23 protein-coding genes are annotated in these 22,234 nt (G+C 69.3%); 15 read left to right on the top strand and 8 right to left on the bottom strand.

Features of this window, described 5'->3' with window-relative positions; genetic code table 11:
- Positions 1-30: 30 nt before the first annotated feature.
- From ASF71_RS25505 to rpiA, 4 genes are read left to right on the top strand one after another with little or no spacing between them, the layout of a single operon-like run.
- Positions 31-252, top strand: a complete 222-nt coding sequence (locus tag ASF71_RS25505; RefSeq protein WP_056294190.1) for an SDR family NAD(P)-dependent oxidoreductase — start codon at positions 31-33, stop codon at positions 250-252.
- Positions 198-833: an SDR family NAD(P)-dependent oxidoreductase gene (locus ASF71_RS02315; protein WP_162243069.1), complete on the top strand. Its 636-nt coding sequence runs from the start codon at positions 198-200 to the stop codon at positions 831-833. Before ASF71_RS25505 ends, ASF71_RS02315 begins: the two co-directional genes overlap by 55 nt.
- Before the next feature lie 34 nt (positions 834-867).
- Positions 868-1,386, top strand: coding sequence for a peroxiredoxin (locus ASF71_RS02310; protein ID WP_056295131.1), 519 nt, complete (start codon positions 868-870; stop codon positions 1,384-1,386).
- The gene (rpiA, locus tag ASF71_RS02305) at positions 1,379-2,080 is read left to right on the top strand and encodes a ribose 5-phosphate isomerase A (RefSeq protein WP_056294185.1); all 702 of its coding nucleotides are present in this window, start codon (positions 1,379-1,381) and stop codon (positions 2,078-2,080) included. Before ASF71_RS02310 ends, rpiA begins: the two co-directional genes overlap by 8 nt.
- A 49-nt stretch (positions 2,081-2,129) precedes the next feature.
- Here the strand turns inward: rpiA and ASF71_RS02300 are convergent, their stop codons facing one another.
- The 3 genes from ASF71_RS02300 to ASF71_RS02290 form a co-directional block, all read right to left on the bottom strand.
- Positions 2,130-3,530, bottom strand: coding sequence for a hypothetical protein (locus ASF71_RS02300; RefSeq protein WP_056295128.1), 1,401 nt, complete (start codon positions 3,528-3,530; stop codon positions 2,130-2,132).
- 133 nt (positions 3,531-3,663) lie between these two features.
- The gene (gene secD, locus ASF71_RS02295) at positions 3,664-5,964 is read right to left on the bottom strand and encodes a protein translocase subunit SecD (RefSeq protein ID WP_056294182.1); all 2,301 of its coding nucleotides are present in this window, start codon (positions 5,962-5,964) and stop codon (positions 3,664-3,666) included.
- A 61-nt stretch (positions 5,965-6,025) separates the two neighbouring features.
- On the bottom strand, positions 6,026-6,379 hold the full coding sequence (locus ASF71_RS02290; protein WP_056294179.1) for a hypothetical protein: 354 nt from the start codon (positions 6,377-6,379) through the stop codon (positions 6,026-6,028).
- A gap of 321 nt (positions 6,380-6,700) precedes the next feature.
- On the opposite strand from ASF71_RS02290, the gene rimP reads away from it, so the two are divergent.
- The 4 genes from rimP to infB all read left to right on the top strand — a co-directional run bounded on the left by rimP (position 6,701) and on the right by infB (position 10,724).
- On the top strand, positions 6,701-7,207 hold the full coding sequence (gene rimP, locus ASF71_RS02285; RefSeq protein ID WP_056294175.1) for a ribosome maturation factor RimP: 507 nt from the start codon (positions 6,701-6,703) through the stop codon (positions 7,205-7,207).
- 78 nt (positions 7,208-7,285) lie between these two features.
- Complete coding sequence (nusA, locus tag ASF71_RS02280) at positions 7,286-8,470, top strand: transcription termination factor NusA (protein WP_056294172.1); 1,185 nt, start codon at positions 7,286-7,288, stop codon at positions 8,468-8,470.
- A 42-nt stretch (positions 8,471-8,512) separates the two neighbouring features.
- Positions 8,513-8,836, top strand: a complete 324-nt coding sequence (locus ASF71_RS22250) for a YlxR family protein (protein ID WP_082505319.1) — start codon at positions 8,513-8,515, stop codon at positions 8,834-8,836.
- A gap of 82 nt (positions 8,837-8,918) precedes the next feature.
- Entirely contained in the window at positions 8,919-10,724 is a 1,806-nt protein-coding gene (infB, locus tag ASF71_RS02275; RefSeq protein ID WP_056294169.1) for a translation initiation factor IF-2, read from the top strand.
- 76 nt (positions 10,725-10,800) lie between these two features.
- Here the strand turns inward: infB and ASF71_RS23405 are convergent, their stop codons facing one another.
- Both ASF71_RS23405 and ASF71_RS02270 read right to left on the bottom strand, forming a co-directional pair.
- Positions 10,801-10,977 carry a hypothetical protein gene (locus ASF71_RS23405; RefSeq protein WP_156372550.1) on the bottom strand — a complete coding sequence of 59 codons (177 nt, stop codon included), beginning with the start codon at positions 10,975-10,977 and terminating at the stop codon, positions 10,801-10,803.
- A 95-nt stretch (positions 10,978-11,072) separates the two neighbouring features.
- On the bottom strand, positions 11,073-11,702 hold the full coding sequence (locus ASF71_RS02270) for a septum site-determining protein MinC (RefSeq protein ID WP_056294166.1): 630 nt from the start codon (positions 11,700-11,702) through the stop codon (positions 11,073-11,075).
- Positions 11,703-11,858: 156 nt separating this feature from the next.
- Here ASF71_RS02270 and ASF71_RS02265 point away from each other — a divergent pair, with 156 nt between their 5' ends.
- The 3 genes from ASF71_RS02265 (at position 11,859) to ASF71_RS02255 (ending at position 14,412) form a co-directional block, all read left to right on the top strand.
- On the top strand, positions 11,859-12,254 hold the full coding sequence (locus ASF71_RS02265; protein WP_056294164.1) for a S1 RNA-binding domain-containing protein: 396 nt from the start codon (positions 11,859-11,861) through the stop codon (positions 12,252-12,254).
- 144 nt (positions 12,255-12,398) lie between these two features.
- Positions 12,399-13,802, top strand: a complete 1,404-nt coding sequence (locus tag ASF71_RS02260; protein ID WP_056294159.1) for a S1C family serine protease — start codon at positions 12,399-12,401, stop codon at positions 13,800-13,802.
- 79 nt (positions 13,803-13,881) lie between these two features.
- Positions 13,882-14,412, top strand: a complete 531-nt coding sequence (locus tag ASF71_RS02255; protein ID WP_162243068.1) for a DinB family protein — start codon at positions 13,882-13,884, stop codon at positions 14,410-14,412.
- Between the two features lie 7 nt (positions 14,413-14,419).
- Here the strand turns inward: ASF71_RS02255 and ASF71_RS02250 are convergent, their stop codons facing one another.
- Together ASF71_RS02250 and ASF71_RS02245 are read right to left on the bottom strand one after the other, a co-directional pair.
- Positions 14,420-14,671, bottom strand: a complete 252-nt coding sequence (locus tag ASF71_RS02250) for a hypothetical protein (protein ID WP_235514090.1) — start codon at positions 14,669-14,671, stop codon at positions 14,420-14,422.
- A gap of 68 nt (positions 14,672-14,739) precedes the next feature.
- The gene (locus ASF71_RS02245; RefSeq protein WP_056295124.1) at positions 14,740-15,543 is read right to left on the bottom strand and encodes a [LysW]-aminoadipate kinase; all 804 of its coding nucleotides are present in this window, start codon (positions 15,541-15,543) and stop codon (positions 14,740-14,742) included.
- A gap of 158 nt (positions 15,544-15,701) precedes the next feature.
- Here ASF71_RS02245 and ASF71_RS02240 point away from each other — a divergent pair, with 158 nt between their 5' ends.
- The 3 genes from ASF71_RS02240 to ASF71_RS24460 all read left to right on the top strand — a co-directional run bounded on the left by ASF71_RS02240 (position 15,702) and on the right by ASF71_RS24460 (position 19,193).
- Complete coding sequence (locus ASF71_RS02240) at positions 15,702-16,091, top strand: PleD family two-component system response regulator (protein ID WP_056294150.1); 390 nt, start codon at positions 15,702-15,704, stop codon at positions 16,089-16,091.
- A gap of 111 nt (positions 16,092-16,202) precedes the next feature.
- Positions 16,203-18,611: a transglycosylase domain-containing protein gene (locus tag ASF71_RS02235; RefSeq protein ID WP_056294147.1), complete on the top strand. Its 2,409-nt coding sequence runs from the start codon at positions 16,203-16,205 to the stop codon at positions 18,609-18,611.
- Between the two features lie 189 nt (positions 18,612-18,800).
- Complete coding sequence (locus ASF71_RS24460) at positions 18,801-19,193, top strand: hypothetical protein (protein ID WP_056294144.1); 393 nt, start codon at positions 18,801-18,803, stop codon at positions 19,191-19,193.
- 95 nt (positions 19,194-19,288) lie between these two features.
- On the opposite strand, the gene nagZ is transcribed toward ASF71_RS24460, so the two are convergent.
- On the bottom strand, positions 19,289-20,758 hold the full coding sequence (gene nagZ, locus ASF71_RS02225) for a beta-N-acetylhexosaminidase (RefSeq protein ID WP_235514089.1): 1,470 nt from the start codon (positions 20,756-20,758) through the stop codon (positions 19,289-19,291).
- Positions 20,759-20,955: 197 nt separating this feature from the next.
- Between nagZ and ASF71_RS02220 the strand changes: the two genes are divergently transcribed.
- Positions 20,956-22,185, top strand: a complete 1,230-nt coding sequence (locus tag ASF71_RS02220) for a sugar ABC transporter substrate-binding protein (RefSeq protein ID WP_056294138.1) — start codon at positions 20,956-20,958, stop codon at positions 22,183-22,185.
- The last annotated feature ends 49 nt before the right edge of the window (positions 22,186-22,234 follow it).

Below are 22,234 nucleotides of genomic sequence, written 5' to 3'. Positions count from 1 at the left end.
ACACTTCCCCTGACCGGGCAGATCGCCCTCGTGACCGGCGCGTCGCGGGGATTGGGGCGGGCCACGGCCCTTGAACTCGCGCGGGCAGGGGCCACGGTGGTCTGTATGGCGCGCAGCACGCGCGGGAGCGCCACCCAGCCGGGGCTGGAGCACCTGACCATCGAGGCGACGGCCGAGGCGGTCCGCGAGGCGGGGGCGTGGCGCTCGGGTTGGCCTGCGACCACACCGACCCCGGACAGGTACGCGCCCTGATCCGGCGCGTGGCCCAGGACTACGGCCGCCTCGACCTGCTGGTGAACAATGCCTGGGGCGGGCACGACCCTACCGCGGCGGAGACTTCGCACGGCGCCGAGGTCTGGGACGAGCCGCCCGAGGTCCTGCGCAACATGCTGCTGGGCGGGGCCTACAGCGATTCCCTCACGAGCCTGTGTGTCCTGCGGGAACTTATAGGCCCGGCGGGGCAGGGCAGGATCGTGTGCACGACCTGGCACACCGACGAACCGCCCGGCTGGCTGCCCTACGAGGTGAGCAAGGCGGCCAAGAACCGGTTCGTGTACGCCCTGGGCGACAAGCTGCGCCCACGCGGCATCCCCGTGATCGGCGTGGCGCCCGGCTGGATGCGGACCGAGCTGATGGAGCGCGCGCACCCAGCCGGCGAGCTGGACGGCCGCACGGAGACGCCCCACTACGCCGCGCTGGCCGCCGACCCGGACGCGCTGCGGCACACTGGCCGCATCCTCGACGTGTCCGAGCTGGCCGAGCTGTACGGCGTCACCGACCTGGACGGCACCCAGCCGCAGTGGTACCGCGAGCACCGGGCCGGCCGGTCCTGAGATGGGGCGGGGGGCGGCGCGTTACCCTGTGCCCATGACCCAACCGCCCGAGAACCGGCCTCCCGAAAGCCCGGCCCCCCGTCTCCAGCCCGGCGAGGCTTTTCCCGATTTCGCGCTGCCCGACGCCGAGGGCCAGACGCACCGTCTCGGGCAGTACGGCGGCAAGTACGTCGTCCTGTACGTGTACCCCAAGGACGACACGCCCGGCTGCACGAAGGAGGCCTGCGACTTCCGCGACTCGGCCACCCTCAGGGCCCACGGCGCGGTCATTCTGGGCCTGAGCCGCGACGACGCCGCGAGCCACGGGCAGTTTGCCGAGAAGTACAGCCTGCCCTTTCCGCTCCTGAGCGACCCGGAGGCCGGGTACATCCGGGCCATCGGCGCGTGGGGCACGAAGAACATGTACGGCAAGGTCAGCGAGGGCGTCAAGCGCCAGACCTTCCTGATCGGCCCCGACGGGCGACTGGTCAAGTCGTGGCTGGCCGTGCAGGTGGAGGGTCACGCGGACGCGGTCGCCGCCGCCATCGACAAGGACCGCGCCGCCCATGCCTGACCTAGCGCCCGACCTCGAAGCCCTGAAGAAGGCCGCCGGCGTGCGCGCCGCTGCCCTGGTCGAGAACGGGATGCGCGTGGGCCTGGGCACCGGCAGCACGGCCAAGTACGCCATTGAGGAAATCGGCCGCCGCCTGAGCGCCGGCGAATTGAGCGGCGTGGTCGGGGTAGCGACCAGCGAGGCGAGCGACGCGCTGGCCCGCGCGCTGGGCATTCCGGTCGAGCCGCTCGACCCCCGGCCGCTGGACCTCGCCATCGACGGCGCCGACGAGATCACGCCGGGGCTCGACCTCATCAAGGGGCTGGGCGGAGCGCTGCTGCGCGAGAAGCTGACCGAGGTGCAGGCGCGGCGGCTGGTCATCATCGCCGATCACACCAAGCTCGTCACGCGCCTGGGCGAGAAGGCGCCGCTGCCGGTCGAGATCGCCCGTTTCGGCTTCCTCTCGACTATCGATCGCCTGCGCGCCCTGGGTCTGGGCGGCCGGTTACGCCAGCCCGGCGCGCAGCCCTATGTGACCGACAACGGCAACTACATCTTCGACGCGCAGTTGCCGGAGGCGTTCGATCCGGCCGAGCTGGGCAGCCGGATCAAGGGCACACTCGGGGTCATCGAGACGGGGCTGTTCCTGGGCATGACCGAACGCGCTTTCGTCGCCGCGCTGGACGGTGTACGCGAGCTGACGCCGCAGCAGTAGGACTCACCCGCCGGGCGGGGGCGGCAGAGGTGGCCCCGCCCGGCCGAGCTCAGTCCCCACCGCTTGCCTCCGCCCGCACGCTGGGATCGGGGTCGGCCGTCAGGGCGGCGCGCATCTCGCCGGGCAGGTCGGTGCGGCCCGCCACGAGCAGGCGCACCCCGTCGTCGGGGTCGGCCGCGAGGCGGGTCAGGGTGCCCGGCGGTAGAGCTGGGTGGCCCGCCACGGCGCGGCGCACCCCGGCGTGCCTGTCGGCGGCGAGCTCTTCGAGCACCTTACCGGGCGTCAGGTCGGCGTAGGCCACCGCGCGCCGGACCTCGGCGTGGGGGTCGGCGGCCAGCCGCGCCCGGTCCGGCGCGCTCAGGTCGGGGCGCACAGCGAGAATGGTCCGCACGCTGGGGTCGGCATCGTTCAGCAGCAGGGCCAGGGCCGCGGCCGGCAGACTCTCGGCACTTGCCACGTGCAGACGGATATCGGGCTCCGGCGCGCTCGCCAGGGCCACCACCGCGCCGTCGGGCAGTTCGGGGCGTTCCATCAGGGCGCGGCGCACCGTCTCGGATTCGTCGCGGGCCAGTCGGGCCAGCAGGTCCTCGTCGGCGTCGGGGCGGCGGGCCAGGGCAGCGCGCACGTCGGGGTCGGCGTCGTTCTCGGCGCGGGTCAGCCACGCCGGCGGCACCCGCCACGCCTGTAGGGCGGCGGCCCGCACGTGCGCCTCCCCGTGCCCCGCCAGCCAGCCGCGCACGTTGCCGGGCAGGTCGAGCCGCCGCGCCAGGGTGGCGAGCACGTCGGGGTCGGCGTCGGTCGCCAGGGTCAACAGGCAGTCCAGCGGCAGGTCGAGCCGCCGCGCTGCGCCCGCGCGCACCATGCCGTGCGTGTCGGTCACCAGGGTCCGCAGCACATCGCCGGGCAGGTCCTCGCGGGCGGCCACCGCCTTGCGCACATCGTAGTCGTCGTCGCCCGCGAGCTGGCGCAGCAGGGGCCCGGGCAGCTGCGCCCGCTTGGCCACCGCCTCGCGCACCTGCCAGCCCGCGTCCTGCGCGAGGGTGCTCACGCGTCCCTCCGGCAGCTCCGGTACGGCCGCCAGCGCCGCGCGCACGTCGTAGTTCTCGTGCCGCAGCGCGCCGTCGAGCACCCAGCCGGGCACGCCGGGCAGCGCGAGCAGCGCCGTCATGCCCTCGGCCGGAAACAGGTTCAGGAAGCCGGGCCGGGCCAGGCGCAGCAGCGGCACACCTGGATTGCCTACCACCTCTCGCGGGAAGGCGGAGGCCAGCGTCCCCAGTACCTCGGGCGGCGTGTTGGGGTGGGCCGCCACCCGCGCGCGCACCCGCGCGTCGGGGTGGGCGCTCAGGCCCGAGAGCAGCTCGGCCGTCGCGCGCGGCGCCGAGGCCGCTTCCAGCGCGCCCTCCAGCCCCAGCGCCGTCAGGCTGCGCGGATCGAGTTCCGAAAACGTCATGGAGGAAATGATAGGGGCAGCGGCGAAAGGGCGCGCTCTGAGCAAGCCCACGTTCCTTCCGATGCCTTCTTAGAAGGGACAAGAAGAAGGTCCCCCGGTGTGATATCCGGGGGACCTTCTTGTCAGAACTGCTTCAGGCCTTCGCGGGCGCGCTGCCGTTCTTGCGGCGGGCGCGGGCTTCCTCGAAGTACACGACGATGGGCGCGACGATGTAGATGCTGCTGTACGTGCCCACCAGGATGCCGATGAGCAGCACGAGGCTGAAGTCGCGCAGCACCGGCCCGCCGAAGACGAGCAGGCTCAGGAGCGGCAGCATGGTGCTGATGCTCGTCATGACCGTGCGCGACAGCGTCTGGTTGATGGACGTGTTCACGATCTCGCGGTAGCTCCTGCCGCGCATTTCACGCAGGTTCTCGCGGATGCGGTCGGACACGATGATCGAGTCGTTGAGCGAATACCCGATCAGGGTGAGCAGCGCCGCCACCGAGGCGATGGTGAATTCGAGCCCCAGCAGCGAGTACAGCCCCATCACAATGGCCACGTCGTGCAGCACCGCCACGATGCTGCCCATCCCCATGATGAAGTCGAAGCGGAAGCCCACGTAGATCAGGATCAGCGCGAGGCCCAGGATCACGGCGCGCGTCGTCTGACTCGTGAGTTCCTGGCCGACCGTCGGACCGACCGTCTCGGTGGCCTGCACCTGACCGCCGGGGAGCTTGGTGATGGCCGTGCCCAGCGTCTGGGCCTGCGCGGCCGTGAGCTCAGGCACCTTCACGGTGTACTGCGCGCCGTTCTGGCCCGGCGTCACGTCGCGCTGGATGGCCGCGCTCTGGGCCGTCACCTCCGGCACGCCGGCGCCCGCGACCGCCGCGCGCACCTGCTCGGTGGATGTCGCCGCGTCCGTCTTGACGGTCAGCGTGGTGCCCGAGGTGAAGTCCACGCCGTAGTCCAGGCCGCGCACGGCGAGCAGCGCGCCGCCCGCGATGGCGATGAGCACACTGATCGTCGTGATGATCGGCGCGGGCTTGATGAAGTCGATGTTGGTGTTCGAGATGCGCTTCGGAGCGCTGAGGCCGGGACGGCGCTCCGAGAGCCACTGGAGGAACCACTTGGCGAACACAAGGTTCGAGAAGGTCGAGGCGATCACGCCGATCATCAGCGTGAGCGCGAAGCCTTTGACCGGACCGGTCGAGTAGTTGTAGAGCGCCAGCGCCGAGAGGAGGTGCGAGGCGTTCACGTCCAGGATGGCGGCCGTCGAGTGCTCGTAACCGGCCTCGATGGCCTTCTTGATGCCGCGCCCGCGTCCGAGTTCTTCCTTGATGCGCTCGAAGGAAATGACGTTGCCGTCTACAGCCGCGCCGATGGTCAGCACGAGGCCCGCGATGCCTGGCAGGGTCATGGTGGCGCCGAACCCGCCCAGCAGGCCCAGAATCACGATGCTGGAAAACAGCAGGCCCAGCGCGCCGACCAGACCCATCCAGAAGCCGTAGTACAAGAACAGCATGCCGAACACGAGCAGGATGCCCACCACGGCCGCGAGGGCGCCGCTGCGGATGGCGTCGGCCCCCAGCGTTGGCCCGATGGCGCGCTCGGCCTCAGTCTTGATCTTGATGGGCAGCGCGCCCGACTGCAGCACGAGCGCGAGCTGGCTGGCCTCGGCCGCCGAGAAGTTGCCGCTGATCTGGATGTCGCGGAAGAGTTTCTGGTTGATGGTCGCCACCGACTGGATCTGATCGTCGAGCACGACCGCCATCAGTCGGCCCACGTTCTTGCCGGTAAAGTCCCCGAAGACGTTGGCGCCCGACGGGGTGGTCTGGAAGTTCACGACCCACTGCCCGGTCTGCGGGTTGGTGCCCGAGGTGGCCGTCGCGACGACCTCACCCGTGGCCAGGACCGGACCGAGCTGCGCGAGCGTGTAGCCGCTGCTGCGCGGGTTGCTGGCCTGCAGGGCGGGGTCAGGCTGCGCGCCCGTGTTCACGACCCGGAATTCCAGGCGCGCGGTGCGCTGCACGATCTCGCGGGCGCGCTGCTGCACGGCCGGAGTCGCGCCGGGAATCTCGACGACCACGCGCCGCCCGCCCGTGACGTTCACGGTCGGTTCGGCCACGCCCAGGGCGTTGATGCGGTTTTCGATGACGGTCTTGACCCGGTCGAGTTCTTCGCGGGTGGCGGTCCCGCTCTCGGGCGCCAGCTCGATGCGCAGGCCGCCCTTGAGGTCGAGGCCCAGCGTCATGAACTGGTACTGGTCGTTCCACAGGCTCCAGGGGGTATTGCGGTGTTCCCAGGGGCGCCAGATATACAGCATGCTGGCGAGCAGGGTCACGAGCAGTAGCAGGCCGGTCCAGCGGTTGGCCTTGCCGGTGGTCGCCGCGCGCCGGGGGGGTGGGCGGCGACTGCCGTTGTTGCGGTTGTTGCGGTTGTTGCCGTAGGTCACGGAAAAAGCTCCTTGGAGAAAGGGAAAGACGTGTGGGAATGGGGGAGGTGGCGGCCCGGCCCTAACCGCCGTCCGTCTGCTGGCGGCCCAGGGCCAGTAGGTCGGGCTTGCGGACCGGCGCCGCCCAGTGGGGGGCCGGCACCGTGAGGATCTCCACGCGGCCGACCGATAACGGGGCCTCGGGGGGCGCGCTCGCCAGCAGGGAACCGGGGGCCGGGGGCAGCGGCGCGGGCCGCAGTTCCGGCAGCGCTGGGGCCGCCGCGCCGGCGGTGGGCCGGGCTTCCGGTCCGTGCGTGGGGACGTGGGTGCCCAGCAGCACCGCCAGCAGCGACAGCAGGGTCAGGGCGCCGGGCAGCGCCGCGAGCCGGGCCTGCCAGGTAGGCGAGAGGCCCAGGTTCCGCCGGGGGGCCTTCATACGCGCTCCCCGCTCGCCGCGTCCGGGCGTGGCCGAAGCCGCCCACCGGGAAACCGGAGGAAACGCGTGAACGCCGGAGGGCCTCTCAAAGCGCCGCAGCATAGCAAACGGTTCATGAAGGCCGGCTGACCACGCGCCGCCTGCACCCATGCCATACAGGTCGCGGGCCGGCCTTTGTGACGGCCGGCGGCGTCCAGCAGCCCACCTACGCTATACTGCCTTTCAGAATTCCTCGCAGGGGGGGTGGGTGCAGTGCCCACCCTTTCTTCGTGGAGGAGGTGGTGAAGCGGCCAGCCTGCCCCCAGGCCCGGCCCGGACAATATGAATAACAACCCAGCGCACAACAGTCAGGACCTGGTCCAACCGACGCCGGCGGATACCGGAGACTCCAAATTGCACTCGCTCGCCCAGCAGGCCCTCACCCCTATGGGGCTGGAGGTGCTGGAGGTGCAGCGTCAGGCGGCCGGCGGCGAGCTCATCGTGCTCGTGCGGATCGATCGCCTCGACGAGCAGCCGGTCACGATGGAAGACCTCACGAAGGCCAGCCGCGCCGCCGAGGCCGAGTTCGACCGCGTGGACCCCATCGAAGGCGAGTACCGCCTGGAGTTCGAGTCGCCCGGCAGCAAGCGCCCGCTGCTGCGGGCCCGGCACTTCGAGCGCATGATCGGCCTGCGGGCCCGTGTGCGCGGCGAGGGCCACAGCTTTACCGCGCCCATCCGGGCCGTGGACGGCGATCAGGTGACTTTCGAGGTGAGCGGTGAACTCGTCACCGTCACGGCCGGCCGCGTGCAGGCCAACCTCGCGGAGTTTCCCGACCGCCACCGGTAACAGCGGCGCTGAGGCGGTCCCGCAGACCCCGTCTGTGCCCGCCCCCGCACCGCCCACAACTTTATAAGGAACCAGACCATGACCCAGCCCGAGATCAATTTCGCGGACGCCCTGAAAGAAGTCGCGCAGGCCCGCAACATCAACGAGATGCAGCTTATCGAGGCCTTCGAGCAGTCGCTCGCGCAGGCCTACACCCGCAATGTCGAACCCGACAAGCGGATCGAAGTGCATCTCGACCCCAATTCCGGCGAACTCGAAGTGCTCGTCGTGCGTGAGGTCGTCGAGAAGGTCGAGGACGAGCACATGCAGATCTCGCTCGCCGACGCCCTCGAACTCGACCCCGGCGTCGAGATCGGCATGGAGATGGAGTTCCCGGTGGACCGCGAGAAGTTTTCGCGCATCGCCCTCCAAGCCGCCAAGCAGACCCTGACCCAGAAGATGCGCGAGACCGAGCGCAACGTGGTGTTCAACGAGTACAAGGACCGCGAGGGTCAGGTGCTCACCGCTCAGGTCGTCCGGTCCGACAACAAGGGCAACTGGTTCGTCGAACTCGGCGCGGGCGAGGCCATCTTGCCCCCCCGCGAGCAGATTCCCGGCGAGAAGCTGACCCCTGGCAGCCGCGTCAAGATCTACCTCAAAGAAGTGCGCAAGACCCCCAAGGGCCCGACCATCCTGGCGAGCCGCGCCGACGAGCGTCTGCTTGATTACCTGCTGCGCCAGGAGATTCCCGAAGTTGCCAACGGCATCGTGGAAATCAAGGCGATTGCCCGCGAGGCCGGGCAGCGCAGCAAGGTCGCGGTGTTTTCGCACAACTCGAACGTGGACCCCATCGGCGCGTGCATCGGGCACCGTGGCAACCGCATCCAGGCCGTGACCGGTGAACTCGGCCGCGAGCGCGTGGACGTGATCTTGTGGGACGGCAACCCCCGCGAGTTCATCCGCAACGCGCTCTCGCCCGCCAAGGTCGGCCTCATCGAGGTGGGCAACGAGGGCCGCGAGGCCAGCGTGACCGTCACGCCCGATCAGCTCTCGCTGGCGATCGGCAAGGGCGGCCAGAACGTGCGCCTCGCTGCCAAGCTGACCCACGTCAAGATCGACCTGCGTGAGACGGCCGCCATCAGCGACCTCGACGCCGCAATGCAGCAGGCGATGCACGACGGCGTGGCCGCGCCCGAAAACAGCGCCGCCCAGTCGGCCTTCGACGCGCTGTTCAAGGACAGCAAGTCGGTGGCGACCGCCAGTCCGGACGACCTGCGGGACTGAGTCTTGAGCCCTGCTGTTCCTTCCCCTGTCACCAGCCCTGCTGTGCCCGAACAGCATGTGCCGGAGCGGACCTGTGCCGCGTGCCGCCGCAAGCGGCCCCAGCCCGAGTTCGTGCGCCTCACGCGCACGCCGCAGGGCTGGCAACTGCTGGCCGGGCGGCGTCAGGGGCGCGGGTCGTACCTGTGCGCCGACTCGCCGGCGTGCTGGCAAGAGAAAAAACTCCGCCGCGCGTTCGGGGCCCAGGCCACGCGGCTGTGCGCCGAACTGGCCCGCAGGCAGGAACAGGAGGACGCTCCGGCCACCCCGCAGGCTGCCCGACAATCTGGAAGGCGCGACACTCTCCTATCTCAAACCGTGACACCCTGAAGTCTGGAATTCTCCCGAGCAGTCCCCGGCTGGGCCGCGCCGCACCTCTGAAGCGCGCCCGCCCGTCTCACCGGAGGTGAGCATGTCGAAAGTCCGAATTTATACCCTCGCCAAAGACCTTGGCGTCGACAACAACAAAATGCTGGAAATGCTCGACGGTCTGGGCGTCTCCTACAAGAGCGTGAGCAGCACCATCGAAGAAGACACCGTCGAACTCATCAAGCAGCTTCTGGCCGAGGAAACGGCCGGTGACGCGGCCGAGCCGGCTGCGGCTGCGGCGAGCGAGGACGACGGAGCGGCCGCCGCTCCCCAGGCTCAGGCCGCACCCAGCACCCCGGCGGCCGAGCCGGTTCAGGCCGAAGCGGCGCAGTCTGAAGACGCCGGCGCGCCTCACCGCGCGCCCGTCGTGACCATCATGGGTCACGTCGACCATGGCAAGACCTCGCTGCTGGACTACATCCGCAAGACGCGGGTGGCGGCCAAGGAAGCGGGCGGCATCACCCAGCACGTCGGGGCCTTCGAGGCCAAGACGAGCAAGGGCAAGATCGTGTTCATCGACACCCCCGGCCACGAGGCCTTCACGACCATCCGGGCGCGCGGCGCCAACGTGGCCGACATCGCCATCATCGTCATCGCGGCCGATGACAGCCTGATGCCCCAGACGCGCGAGGCCATCGCCCACGCGCAGGCGGCCAAGGTACCCATGATCGTGGCGATCAACAAGGTCGACCTGCCCCAGGCCGATCCCGACCGCGTCAAGACCGACCTCACGCAGCTCAACCTCGTGCCCGAAGAGTACGGCGGCGACCTCGTGGTGGTGCCGGTGAGCGCCAAGACCGGTGAGGGCGTCGAGGACCTGCTGGAATACATCAGCCTGACGGCCGAACTCGAAGACCTGCGCGCCGACCCCAAGGGCAAGTTCGCGGGCGTGGTAATCGAGGGCCGCGTGGACAAGCAGGCGGGCGTTCTCGCCACTGTGATGGTGCAGGAAGGCACGCTGCACGTCGGGGACTTCCTGGTCGTGGGCGAGAACTACGGCAAGATCAAGGCCATGACCGACAGCGCGGGCGGCCGGATCAAGGACGCGGGCCCAAGCACCCCGGTGCAGATCCTGGGCTTCAGCGAAGTGCCGGTGAGCGGCGAGAAGGTCCAGAGCGCCAAGAACGAGCACGCCGCGCGTGAAGTGATCGCCGGGCGCGCCCAGACCCGCCGCGACACCGAAGCCTCGCGTGAGCGCCGCAAGCTGACCCTGGAAGACATGATGGGGCCGCTGGGCACCGTGCGGACCGTCAACCTGATTCTGCGCGCCGACTCGCAGGGCAGCGTCGAGGCCATCCAGGGCATCCTGGCGCGCAAGGAAACCGACGACGTCAAGCTCAACGTGATGCTCGCGGGCATCGGCGCGCCCACCGAGGGCGACGTGCTGCTCGCCAGCACCGCCGAAGCGACCATCCTGTGCTTCAGCGTGACGGCCCCCGCCAGCGTGACCAAGATCGCTGACAACAAGGGCATCGACATCAAGAGCTTCCGGATCATCTACGAACTGATCGACGAAGTGGAGCGCCTCATCAAGGGCAACATCGAGCCGGTGTTCGAGGAGCAGTACCTGGGCCGCGCCGAGGTGCGCATGCTCATCAAGCACCCCAAGAGCGGCACCATCGCCGGGTCGTACATCACCGACGGGTCGTTCAAGCGCAATGCCCGGGCCAAGGTCACCCGCAACAAGCAGGTCGTGTACGAGGGGACCATCGTGGGCCTCAAGCGCTTCAAGGACGATGTCCGTGAAGTGCAGACCGGCTACGAGTGCGGGATCAATCTCGACTGGAACGACGTGATGGAAGGCGACATCATCGAGGCCAGCGAGATGGTCGAAGTGCCCCAGGCCTGAGACCAGGGCACTGGAGATTCAGGGGCGGTTTTCCCAGAGGGGAGGGCCGCCCCTTTTTCTGTTCTGTTCGCTGCCTTCAGCGGGTGAACGACTGCTCGTTCACCCACCGGAACCCGCGGCCGCGCAGCAGGGTGGCTTCCGGGAGGGAGCGCAGACTCAGCGTCTCGTTGCCGTCACCGAGCACCAGGCTGGCGTCCTGTCGCCGGTAACGGAACTGGTGGTCAAGGGCGCCGAAAACGTGACCCTGTGCCATAGGGGCCACGCCAGGGAAGCAGGCAGTGATAGGACCGACATTCTCCGTCAGGGTCCCCACGCCGTCTGCCGGAGATGGGTGGACCCCGGCCGCCGCTACCGCTGAACGTCGATGACGATGCGGCCTTCTTGCAGGTAGGCCCGCTCGGTGCGCTCACTGCCCTCCATGCGGCGCATGTTGCTGCTGCCCTCGGGCGCGCGGGCGACGGCGTCTCCGATGCGCAGCTGGGCGCTGGCGATAGGCCGTGCCCACACGATGGCGTCCTCGCGCCCGCCGTAGCCCGCGTGAACCACGCCGCGCAGCGCTCCCGTGACGATCACGTCGCCGGCCGCGACCAGTTCGGCGCCGGGATTCACGTCGCCCAGCACGACCACACTGCCGCCGTACTCGCCCCGGAACCCCGCACGAATGCTGTGCGGCAGGATGACGGTCTGGGTGCCCGGCGCCGTCACTGGCTCGGCGGCCGTCTCCAGCTCCGGCAGGGGCAGACCAGGGGCAGCCACCGTCACGCGCGGGGCACGCACCCGTCCGGGAGTGCCGCCGGCCGCGCGCACGGCGTCCAGGGCCGCTTCGAGGGCGCCGGGGTGCGTGTCGCCCTGAATTTCCAGGGTGACACTGGTGGTCAGCATGTCGGCGCGGGGCGCCAGGGCCTGGGTGACGCTTTCTGGCGTGTCTCCGGGTTCGAGAAGCAGATTGAGACCGCCCAGCGTGCCGCGCAACTTCATGAGGTCCAGTGTAATACGCCTGTGACCCTTTTCCCGCGTCCTGCGGCGCCGCGCTGGGCCGGCCGCCGACGGCATACTAACCAAAGTCTCAGAGAAGTGGCCCCATGGCCGCCGGATGATGTAAAGTGTGTCCTATGCCTTTGGAGGAGAAGACTCTTGGTGCAGCTTGATTCGGGCGCGGTCGCAGAGGGCCGCGTTACGCGGGTGACCGATTTCGGCGCGTTCGTACAATTTGAGAACGGCGAAACGGGCCTGGTACACATCTCGCAGATCGCCCACTCATTCGTCCGGAACATTCACGACCATGTGCGTGAGGGCGAAAACGTCGAGGTCAAGGTCCTGGGCCGGGACGAACGGGGCCGCCTCGACCTCTCGATCAAGGAACTGCTTGAGGAACCCGAGGAGATTCCGCGTCCCCGGGCCATCGGCCGGCAGAGCCCCCAGTTCGAGGCCAAGCTGCGTTCGTTCATGCGCGACGCCAAGGAGCGTGGCCCCGGTGCGGGCGGCGGCGGCAAGAAGCCGGCCAGCGGCGGTGGCAAGCGCAAGAAGTAGAGTCCAGAAGCAGGCCCAGACGTTTTAGACAGGCCCGGCAGCGCACGCTGGGCCACACAAGAGAGCTGAATCCTCCGGGGTTCAGCCCCTTTTTTTCCCCGTCTTTTTAACCGTCGTGTAACCGCGTCGGGGCACACTGCGGGTATGAACAGGAACCTCTCCCTGCTGGCCCTGAGCGGCGCGCTCGCCCTCGGCGGTTTCGTCGGCTACAGCATCAACGAACGCAGCGCTGCCCAGACGGCCCAGACCCAGACCACGCAGCCGACGGCGGCTCAGAGCGCCACCCCCCGGGGCCAGATGGTCCAGACGCTGGCGCAGACCGCGCCGGCGACCTCCGCGACCTACGACAACGGCCGCGCGCGGACCCAGTCCGAGGCGAACACGGTGGACGTGGTCAAGGCGCGTCAGAACGGCCTGGTCTACATCAGCGTGACCGAGAAGGCGAGTGGGGGCGCGCAGGCGCATCTGCGCGACCAGCTCGAACGGCAGTTCGGCTTCGGCCTGCCGGACGGTCTGGGCGACGGAACGGACGGGGGTTCGCAGGGCGACAGGCAGGCGACCGGCACCGGCAGCGGGTTTTTCGTGAACCCGCAGGGCGACATCATCACCAACAACCACGTGGTCGAGGGCGCCAGCGACATCACCATCCGCCTGCACGGCAGCAAGCAGACCTACAAGGCCAGGGTTGTGGCGCGCGCCCCCGACTATGACCTCGCGCTCATCCGCGCCGAGGGTCTGCCGTCGGGGGCCGTGCAGCCCATGCCGCTGGGCAACAGTGACCAGCTCGACGTGGGCCTCAAGGCCGTGGCAATGGGCGCGCCCTTCAATCTCGATTTCAGCGTGTCCGAGGGCATCATCAGCAGTCTGGAGCGCACGGTGCCGGTGGGGACCAAAGGCGTGAGCCAGAAGGTCATCCAGACCGACGCGGCCATCAACCCCGGCAACAGCGGCGGCCCACTGCTCGACAGTGCCGGACAGGTGATCGGCGTGAACACCCAGATCCTGACCGGCGGCGCGGGCCAGAGTGCAGGCGTGGGCTTCGCTATTCCCGTGAACACGGTCAAGACCCTGCTGCCCAAGTTGCAGGCCGGCAAGGGCGGCGTTCTCCAGACGCCCAGCCTGGGCATCCAGTTTACCGACCTGAGCGGCCTGACAAGCGAACAGCGCGCCCAGGCGGGGCTGCCCGCGACCGGTGCCCTCGTGCAGGAGGTGCTGCCGAACAGCCCGGCGGCGGCGGCCGGTCTGCGGGGCGGCACGAGCGACGGCACCGGCCTCTCGCTGAACGGAGATGCAGGGACGGGGCGCGGCACTTCCCGCAGCGGGGGAGGGCAGGGGGATGTGCTGAACACCAACGGTGACGTCGTCACGGCCATCGACGGCCAGCCGGTCACCGAGGGCGGCGACCTGCAACGCGCGATCCTGGGCAAGCAACTCGGCGATTCCGTGCGCCTGACCGTGCGGCGCGGCGGTCAGACCCGTGAGGTCACTGTGAACCTCAAGGCCTTCGCCTTCCCGAATGCGCAGACGGCGCAGGACGACGGGCAGTAAGGCGGTTGCTCGCGCGGAGCAGGCCCTCTCCCCGGTAAGCCCGGTGGGGTGCCTGCCCTGTTCACCTATGCTGCGGCGCATGACCGAGATCAGCCGCCCGCAGCCCGGCGAATACAGCGCCTTCCATGCCCGCTATGTGGCCCTGGTGCCCGAAGACGACCTGCTGGCGGCCATGCTGACCCAGGAAGCGGTGACCACTGCGGCCCTGAACGCCTATGCGGCCGCGCCGGACCACATTTACGCCCCCGGCAAGTGGACCGTGCGTCAGGTCCTGGGGCACATGACCGACGTGGAGCGGGTCTTCGGGAGCCGCCTGCTGTTCATTGCGCGCGGCGACCCCGCCCGGCTGCCCGGTTTCGAGCAGGACGACTGGATGCGTTCCGCCGACTTCGGGCGCTACGCCCTGCCCGACCTGCTGGCCGAATTCGGCGCGGTGCGGCGCTCGCACCTCTCACTGCTGCGCCACCTGTCGCCCGGCGACTGGACCCGGCGCGGCGTGGTGGGCGACCAGGAATTCACGGTGCGGGCGCTGGCACGGATGCTGCTGGGCCATGAACGGGCGCACCTGGAGGTGTTGTGCGGGAGGTACGGCCCGGTACAGCCAGGCTGAGGCCCGGCTACCCGAACAGCGGGCCCAGGTCGGTCAGGCGGCCGGTTGGCTCGGGAGGCAGAAACAGCGCCGAGCCGAAAATCTCCAGAAACCGGCCGGCACTCAGGGTGCGGGTCTGTCCGCTGGGCCCGGTCGCCTCCAGATCGTCGCCGCGCAGGGTCAGCAGGTACGCTCCGGTTTCCTGAAGATGACTCGCCCGGCCCCGTCCGCGCTGCGCGCAGGTCACGGCGCGGTATTCCTGGCCGCCCCGTGGGCGCAAGAATGCCAGAAGATCGGCGGCGCCCAGGGTCGGGGACAGCTCGGGCGGCTGTCCCCCCCGGTCGCCTCTCAGCTCACCACCGTGCCGGCGCCCGCGAGTGCGGCGCTCACCGGCTGCCCCGCGCGGGCGTCCCCAAAGATCACGCGCCCCACACCGCCCGCGACCGCCTCGGCGGCGCCCAGCACCTTCTTCTTCATGCGGTCCTGCGCGAACTCCAGGTAGCTCTCCACGTCGGCGGCCGGAATCTCGCGGATCAGGCTGGACTCGTCGGGGTAGTTGCGCAGCAGGCCCGGCACGTTCGAGAGCAGCAGCAGGGCGTCGGCCTTCATGGCCACGGCCAGTGCGGCAGCGGCGCGGTCGCCGTCCACGTTAATCGCCACACCCTCGTAGCTCGCGGCGGGCGGCGTCAGGACCGGCAGGTAGCCGGCGTTCAGGAGCAGTTCCAGCAGTCCGGTGTTCACCTTCTCGACCGTGCCGGTGTGGTCGCCGCGCAGGACCTTGACCTTGCCGTTCTCGACGGCGCGCACCGAGTCCTTGTGCCGGCCCTCGAAGATGCGGCCGTCGAGGCCCGACAGGCCGACCGCGTTCACGCCGAGGCGCTGAAGGCGCTCGACGATCCCCTTGTTCATCTTGCCGCAGTACACCATCTCGAAGATTTCGAGGGTCTGGCGGTCGGTGAAGCGTGAGGTATACCCGCTGGGGCTGGTCACGAAACGGGGCGGGTGCCCCAGCGCCTCGGCCACACGGTTCGTCTCGCCGCTGCCGCCGTGTACCAGAATGAACTTCTCGCCGGCCTGCACGCGGGTGCTCAGGTCAGCGCACACCGCGTCATAGTCGATTCCGGCGCTCCCGCCGACCTTCACCACGATCATGCGCGGCATCCTAGAGCATCGGCGCGGCGGGCGCCGGACAGGGGCCTATACGGCGTTCCCGGAGTGGGAAAAATGACGCGCTGCACACTTGCCCCGCCTGCCAGGCGGCTCATGCTCCGCGCACCCATCCGGCGCGGGGGGTGCTTTATGATGGGTTCATGGCGTACACGATCCTCGTCGCAGACGATGAACCGGCGATCCGGACCATGCTGGAAGTCATCCTGGCGGCCGACGGACACGAGATCATCACGGTTCAGGACGGCAAGGCGGCCCTGGAATACCTTCAGACCCACACCCCCGACGCGATGCTGCTTGACGTGCGGATGCCGCACATGGACGGATTCGAGATCTGTTCACGGGTGAAGCGCATCAAGCGGCTCCGCAACTCGCCCGTGCTGCTGCTCACCGGGATGGACGACGAGCAGACCCGCGACCATGCCCGGCTCGTCGGCGCCGACGACGTCGTTCACAAACCGGTGTCGGGCAAGCTGCTGCGCGGCCGGGTCAACCAGCTCATCGAGAGCCGCCGCAGTTCACCCGTCACCTGAATCCGCCGCGGCTACGGGGCTACGGCGGCCCCACTTCGGGGGCGGGTCGGCTGGGGAGACGGACGACCGGCACACGGTCCCCCGGTCACGAGCACGACCAAGGAGTCTGCATTGATCTTCTTCCTGCGTTTTCTCAAATTCCTGACCTCGCTGATCATCGCGGCGCTGGTCGCCGGAGCGGGCGTGGCCGCGACCTACGTGACCAAGTGGTCGCGTGAGCTGCCCGACTACCGCCAGCTTGACAGCCTCTCGCTGGGCGCCGAGACGAAGGTCTTCGCCCGCGACAACTCGCAGCTCGGCAACCTGATTCCGCGCATCGGGGATCAGGCGATCAGCCGCACCATTGTCCGCCTCAACGAGATCAGCCCCTACATGATCGCGGCCCTGATCAGCAACGAGGACCGGCGCTTTTTCGAGCACTACGGCCTCGACCCGCTGGGGATCGGGCGGCAGGTGCAGCGTCTGGCCCAGGGCGAGGAGGTGCAGGGCGGCTCGACCCTCACCAATCAGCTCGTCAAGAACACCCTGCTGCTTGACGAGTACAACCAGGCCCGCACCCCCGACCGCAAGATCAAGGAGTGGATGCTCAGCCTCCAGGTCGAGCGCAGCTTCACCAAGTCCGAGATCCTCCAGGACTACCTCAACGTCATCTACTGGGGCGACGGCGGACCGGTCGAGCTGTACGGCATCTACTCGGCGGCGCAGGCCTATTTCCGGACCACCCCTGACAAGCTCACCCTGGCCCAGAGCGCCTACCTGACCGTCCTGGTACCCAGCGCGGGCCGTTACTTCGATTACAAGGCGATGCGGCCGTACATGAAGGCGGTCCTGAACCACATGGTCGAGGACAAGTGGATCACGCACACGCAGGCCGACGCCGCCTGGAAGGAAAAACTCCAGCCGCGTGGCTGGCAGGTGAGCTACGACGCCAAAGGTAACGTGACGGGGGCCACCCTCGTGAACCGCCGCGCCAAGGAACTCGAGGCGGCCCGGGCCACCCGCGCGCCGCACTTCATGGGGCAGGTCGAACAGGAGCTCGTCAAGCGGTTCGGGCGCGAGCGGGTCTACGGCACGGGCGGCCTGCGGGTCTACACCACCCTGGACCCCAAGGTGCAGGCGGCGGTCGAGACGGCCAGCCGTGAAGCCCGGTACGGCTACTACCTCGGCGACGGTCAGGGCCTGCCCTACGGCTCGACGCTGGCGGCCGTGGTCATCGACCCCTACACCGCCGACGTTCTGGGCATGGTGGGGCAGAAGCTCAACGGCAACCAGCCGCCGCCCGACTGGAACAACGCCGCGCAGGGCCAGCGCCAGATCGGTTCGACCATCAAGCCGCTGCTGTACAACACGGCGCTTTCGCAGGGCGCCGAACAGAGCCTGCGTGAGCCCGACCGGCCCATCAGCCTGCCGTGCGAGGGCTGCAAGGGCGGGGTCTACGAGCCCCAGAACTACGAGGGCAAGACCTCCTACCGCGACATGACCATCCGCGAGGCGCTCGACCGCTCGCTGAACCTCGTGACCGTGCGCCTCGCGCAGCGCGTCGGCCTGAACAACTTCTTCGCCAAGCTGCGCTCGCTGGACATCGCCCCCAACGACGGTACCGGCTACGCGGCGGCGCTCGGCGCGGTCGAGACCACCCCGGTCAAGATGGCGGCCGCCTACGCGCCCTTCGTGAACGGCGGGCTGTACCACGCGCCGCGCTACGTCACCCGCGTGACCGACGCGCGCGGCGAGGTGCTGTACGACGTGAGCAACGAGACGAACAAGCCCAACCGCATCTGGTCACCGCAGTATGCCTGGACCGGCCTGGACCTGATCCGGGGCGTGGTGAACGACCTTACCGAGCGCCAGGGCGGACTGGCGGGCCGCGCCAAGTTCGGCGACTGGCCCGTGGCCGGCAAGACCGGGACCAGCAACGGCCCCAAGGACTTCTGGTTCGTGGGCACCACGCCGCTCTACACGGGCGCGGTGTGGGTCGGCAAGCAGCAGGGCGGCTTCATGCCGACCACCTACTACTCGGGTTATGTCAACGCGCCCATCTGGCGGCGCATGATGCAGCTCGCGCACCAGGGCAAGACCGTCACCCAGTTCCAGCAGCCCCCCGGTATCACCTACACGCCCGCGCCGGACCCCGGCTACCTGCCCAACGTGCAGCTGGCCAGCGTGCTGCCCGCCTACCGTTCGGGCGCGGTCGCCGACGCCCCCGAGGAAATCCGGCAGGCGCCCGTGTACCGCGAGACCACCTTCTCGGCCGGGGGAGAAGACCCGCGCACCAAGCTCGTGAGCATCGACCGCACGACGGGCCTGATCGCCACCGAGTTCACGCCGCCGCAGAATATCGTGCAGCGCCGCGTGGAGATCGAGCAGTTGCCCGGCTACGCGCCCGACGCCAACCCGGCGCCCCTGCGCGACGAGACGCCCGATCCCGACGCCCTGAAGCTGGTACGCACCCAGGCGAGCACCCCGGCTCCGCCCGCAGGCACCCAGACCGCGCCGGCCAAGACGCCCGCCACCCCCTGAAGTCCTTTGAGTTCTCATGACCCCGCCCGGTCACCTGCCTGGGCGGGGTTCTTCTGAGGAGGGCAGGCCAGGGCATGGCGGCTCTCATGGCCGGATCATGTTCCGGTCCGGCCCACACGGCATAGTCGGCCCCATGACCCGCCTCCCGACTGCCCTCTGGCCCACTCCCGGCGTCCGGCCGGCACGCGCGTGAAGCGGCCCACCGGGCGCGGGGCGCCGCTGCTGGGGCTGCTGCTTCTCCTCGGCGCGCCGAGCGCGGAGGCCCGCGTGCGCCTCGGCGAGACGCTGCCGGCGCATCCCTGGCAGAGTGCGGCGCGCGAAGTGGTCGTGGTCTATACCCACGACTGCGGCGATCTGGGGCCACTGTGGCGTGACCTGCTGGCCAGTGGCCTGCCGGTCCGCGCTGTGAACGCCGAGGACGTGCCTGCTCCCGCGCCCGGCGGCCTGACCCCCTGGCGCGGTGAGGAGGCGACCACCTTCGCGCGGCAACTGCGGATCGGGGAGTATCCGGCGGTGCTGCTCGTCAACGAGGGCCGCATCCTGAACGTCTGGGAAGGGACCTTTACCGGCAAGCTGGATTAGGACCTAGGCGAAGAGTCGCGGCGGCCAGCAGGAGACGCAGGCGTTTGTCTAGAGCACTGGGCGCTGTAGTTCCGCACCGACACCGGGTAGGGGTGTCATGCCCCGAAGGGCAGCGTACCCGGCAGGTCCCGATCGCCCTGCAGCCAGCCCAGCAGCGCCGCGCGGGCTTCGGGCCGGAAGCCGTAGGCCAGCACGGCCGGGGCGTCCACGTCCAGCACGGCGTAGGGGTTGTACAGAGCGAGGTGAAGGTCCGGCCGCGCGCCGCGCAGCGCCGGTTGCCGGTGTCGGAAGGTGGTCGCCAGGATCACCGGCACGTCGCTGCTTCCCAGGGCCGCCCAATCCAGGGCGTCCGGCGATTCGAAGGCATGCAGGTCCACGTCGTAGACAGTCCCCAGGTCGCGGGCCAGGGTCTCGGCGTCGGCTCCGGCCTCGCTGACGTTCTCGCGCACAGGGGTGCGGTGGGCCACCAGCCGGACCCGCGAGCCGGGCGGTGGGGCCACCGGGCCGCGCCACCCGGTCAGGCCGCGTGCCCAGGCCTCGACGACGGCCGGCCGGTCGGCCGCGAGGTCGGGCAGGGGGCCGCCGTGCGAGGGGTACTGCCGGGCCAGCGCGCGCAGGCGACCCAATTTGGCCCCGGCGTCCGGCATCTCGCCCGCCCGGAGCGCCGCTGCGATGGCCTCCAGGGTCGCCTCCTGCGCCTCACGGCGACCCAGGGCCATGACCAGATCCGCTCCGGCGCGCAGGGCGAGTACGCCTGCCTCACCCCGGCCGTAGTGGGCGTCGATGGCCTGCATCCCCATGCTGTCGGTCACGACGACGCCGCCGTAGCCCCACTCGTCGCGCAGCAGTCCGGTCAGGATAGGCCGTGAGAGGGTCGCCGGGTGCTGTGGGTCCAGCGCGGGGTAGATGATGTGGGCGGTCATCACCGCCGGGGTCACGTCCAGCAGGGTGCGGAAGGGGGCCAGCTCGCCCGCGTCCAGTTCGGTGCGCGGCCGGTCCACGCGCGGCAGGGTCAGGTGACTGTCCTGGAAGGTGTCGCCGTGCCCCGGAAAGTGTTTGACGCAGGCAGCCACGCCTTCCTGCGCGTGGCCGGCCAGCGCCGCCCGGCCATGCCGCGTGACGAGGGCCGGGTCGGACCCGTAGGCCCGTTCGCCGATCACCGGGTTGGCGGGGTTCACGTTCACGTCGAGGACCGGCGCGAAGTTCCAGTTGACCCCCACGGCCCGTAGCTGCCGCGCCAGCACCGCGTTCATCTCCCCGGTCAGGGCGGGGTCGGCGGCGGCGCCCAGGCTCATGGCACTCGGCACGAAAGGCCAGAAGTGTGGGCGCAGGATGGCTCCACCCTCGTGATCCAGGGCGATGAGGGCGTGCTCGCCCAGCACCTCCCGCAGGTCGGCGCACAGCGTCCGGAGCTGTTCCGGCGACTGCACGTTCTTGCCGAACAGGCATACCGCGCCCACGCCCCAGCGCCGCAGATGCGCGGCCGTGTCGGCATCGAGCACCGGGCCGGGAAGGTCCACCATCGTCAGCGCGCCGGGAGAGGGAAGCGGTTCGGGTGTGGTCACGCGGCCCAGCCTAGAGCAATCGGGCACGCGTGGAGCCAGGCAGGGACCGGGGCAAGGGCCCAGTGCGCGGGGTGAGCCAGGTCCGGAGCGGCCCGGAAAAGGCCGCCCCGGCCGAGTGGGTTCTCAGCCGGGGCGGCGCGGCCCGCGCTACAGTGACAGTCACATCCCCCGCACCCCCCCACTGTCAAGGAGAAGACATGAAGAAGTTTCTCATTACCGCTGCCCTACTCGCCGCCAGCACCGCCGCCGCCCAGAAGACCCAGCTGGAATTCTGGACCATCAGCCTCGCGCCCCTGTTCAACGACGAGATGAACCGGCTGGTCACGCAGTTCGAGAAGGAAAATCCGAACGTGGAGCTCAAATGGGTGGACGTGCCCGCCAACGCGATGGAGCAAAAGCTCCTGGCCGCCGTCGCCTCGGGTCGCCCGCCCGCCGCCGTGAACCTGTCGTCGGACATGGTCGTCAAGCTCTCCGAGCAGGGCGCCCTCTCGCCCATGACCCTGACCGACGCCCAGAAGAAGCTGTACTTCGCCAACACCCTCTCGACCTTCACCATTGACGGCAAGGTCGTGGGCGTGCCGTGGTACTGGTCGCCTAAGGTGGTTGCCTACAACACCGACATCTTCAAGAAGGCGGGACTGGACCCCAACAACCCCCCGCGCACCATCCAGACGCTGATGGCCGCCGCCAAGCAGATCAAGGACAAGACCGGCATGTACGGTTTCATGCCGAACATCAACGGCATCAACATGCTGTACCTGTTCCAGGAAGCGGGTCTGCCGGTGCTCGACAAGGCCGGCGCCAAGGCCGTGTTCAACAGCCCGCAGCACATCGCGCTCGTGCAGCAGTACGTCGACCTGTACAAGAAGGGCTATATCCCCGAGGACACCATGCGCCGGGGCTACACGGCCGCCACCGAGCTGTATTCGGCCGGCAAGCTGGGGATGCTCATCACGGGGCCGCAGTTCATCCTGCGCGTCGAGAACGACAACAAAGACGTATACGGCAAGACGAAGGTCGCGCCCTATCCCATCAACATCGCGGGCAACGTCATCCACACGGGCCTGATGGGTTTCACCGTACCCAAGGGCGTGCGTGACCCGGCCGCCGCCCAGAAGCTCGCGCTGTTCCTGACGAACGACGTCAACCAGCTCGCCTTCTCGCGCGCCACCAAGACGACCTTCCCGAGCACGGTGAAGGCCAGCACCGACAAGTTCTTCAAGCAGGGGGGCAGCGACGCCGTGAGCCAGGGCCGCCTGGTCGCCAGCACCGAGTTGAAGAAGGCCAAGGACCTGACCCTGGTGTATCCCGACGCCAGCAAACTGAACAAGGTCTTCAAGGACAACATCGAGGCCGCGATGGCCGGCACCAAGACCGTCAAGGCTGCGATGGACGACATCGTGAAGTCCTGGAACGCGAGCCTGTAAAGCCGGAGGCCAGGCAGGGGGCGGCGGGGGAGACCCCGCCGCCCCCTCT

This window comes from Deinococcus sp. Leaf326, from assembly GCF_001424185.1.
Lineage (GTDB): Bacteria > Deinococcota > Deinococci > Deinococcales > Deinococcaceae > Deinococcus.
Note: the sequence above shows the minus strand (reverse complement) of the source record. Positions and strands in the feature narration are given on the sequence as shown.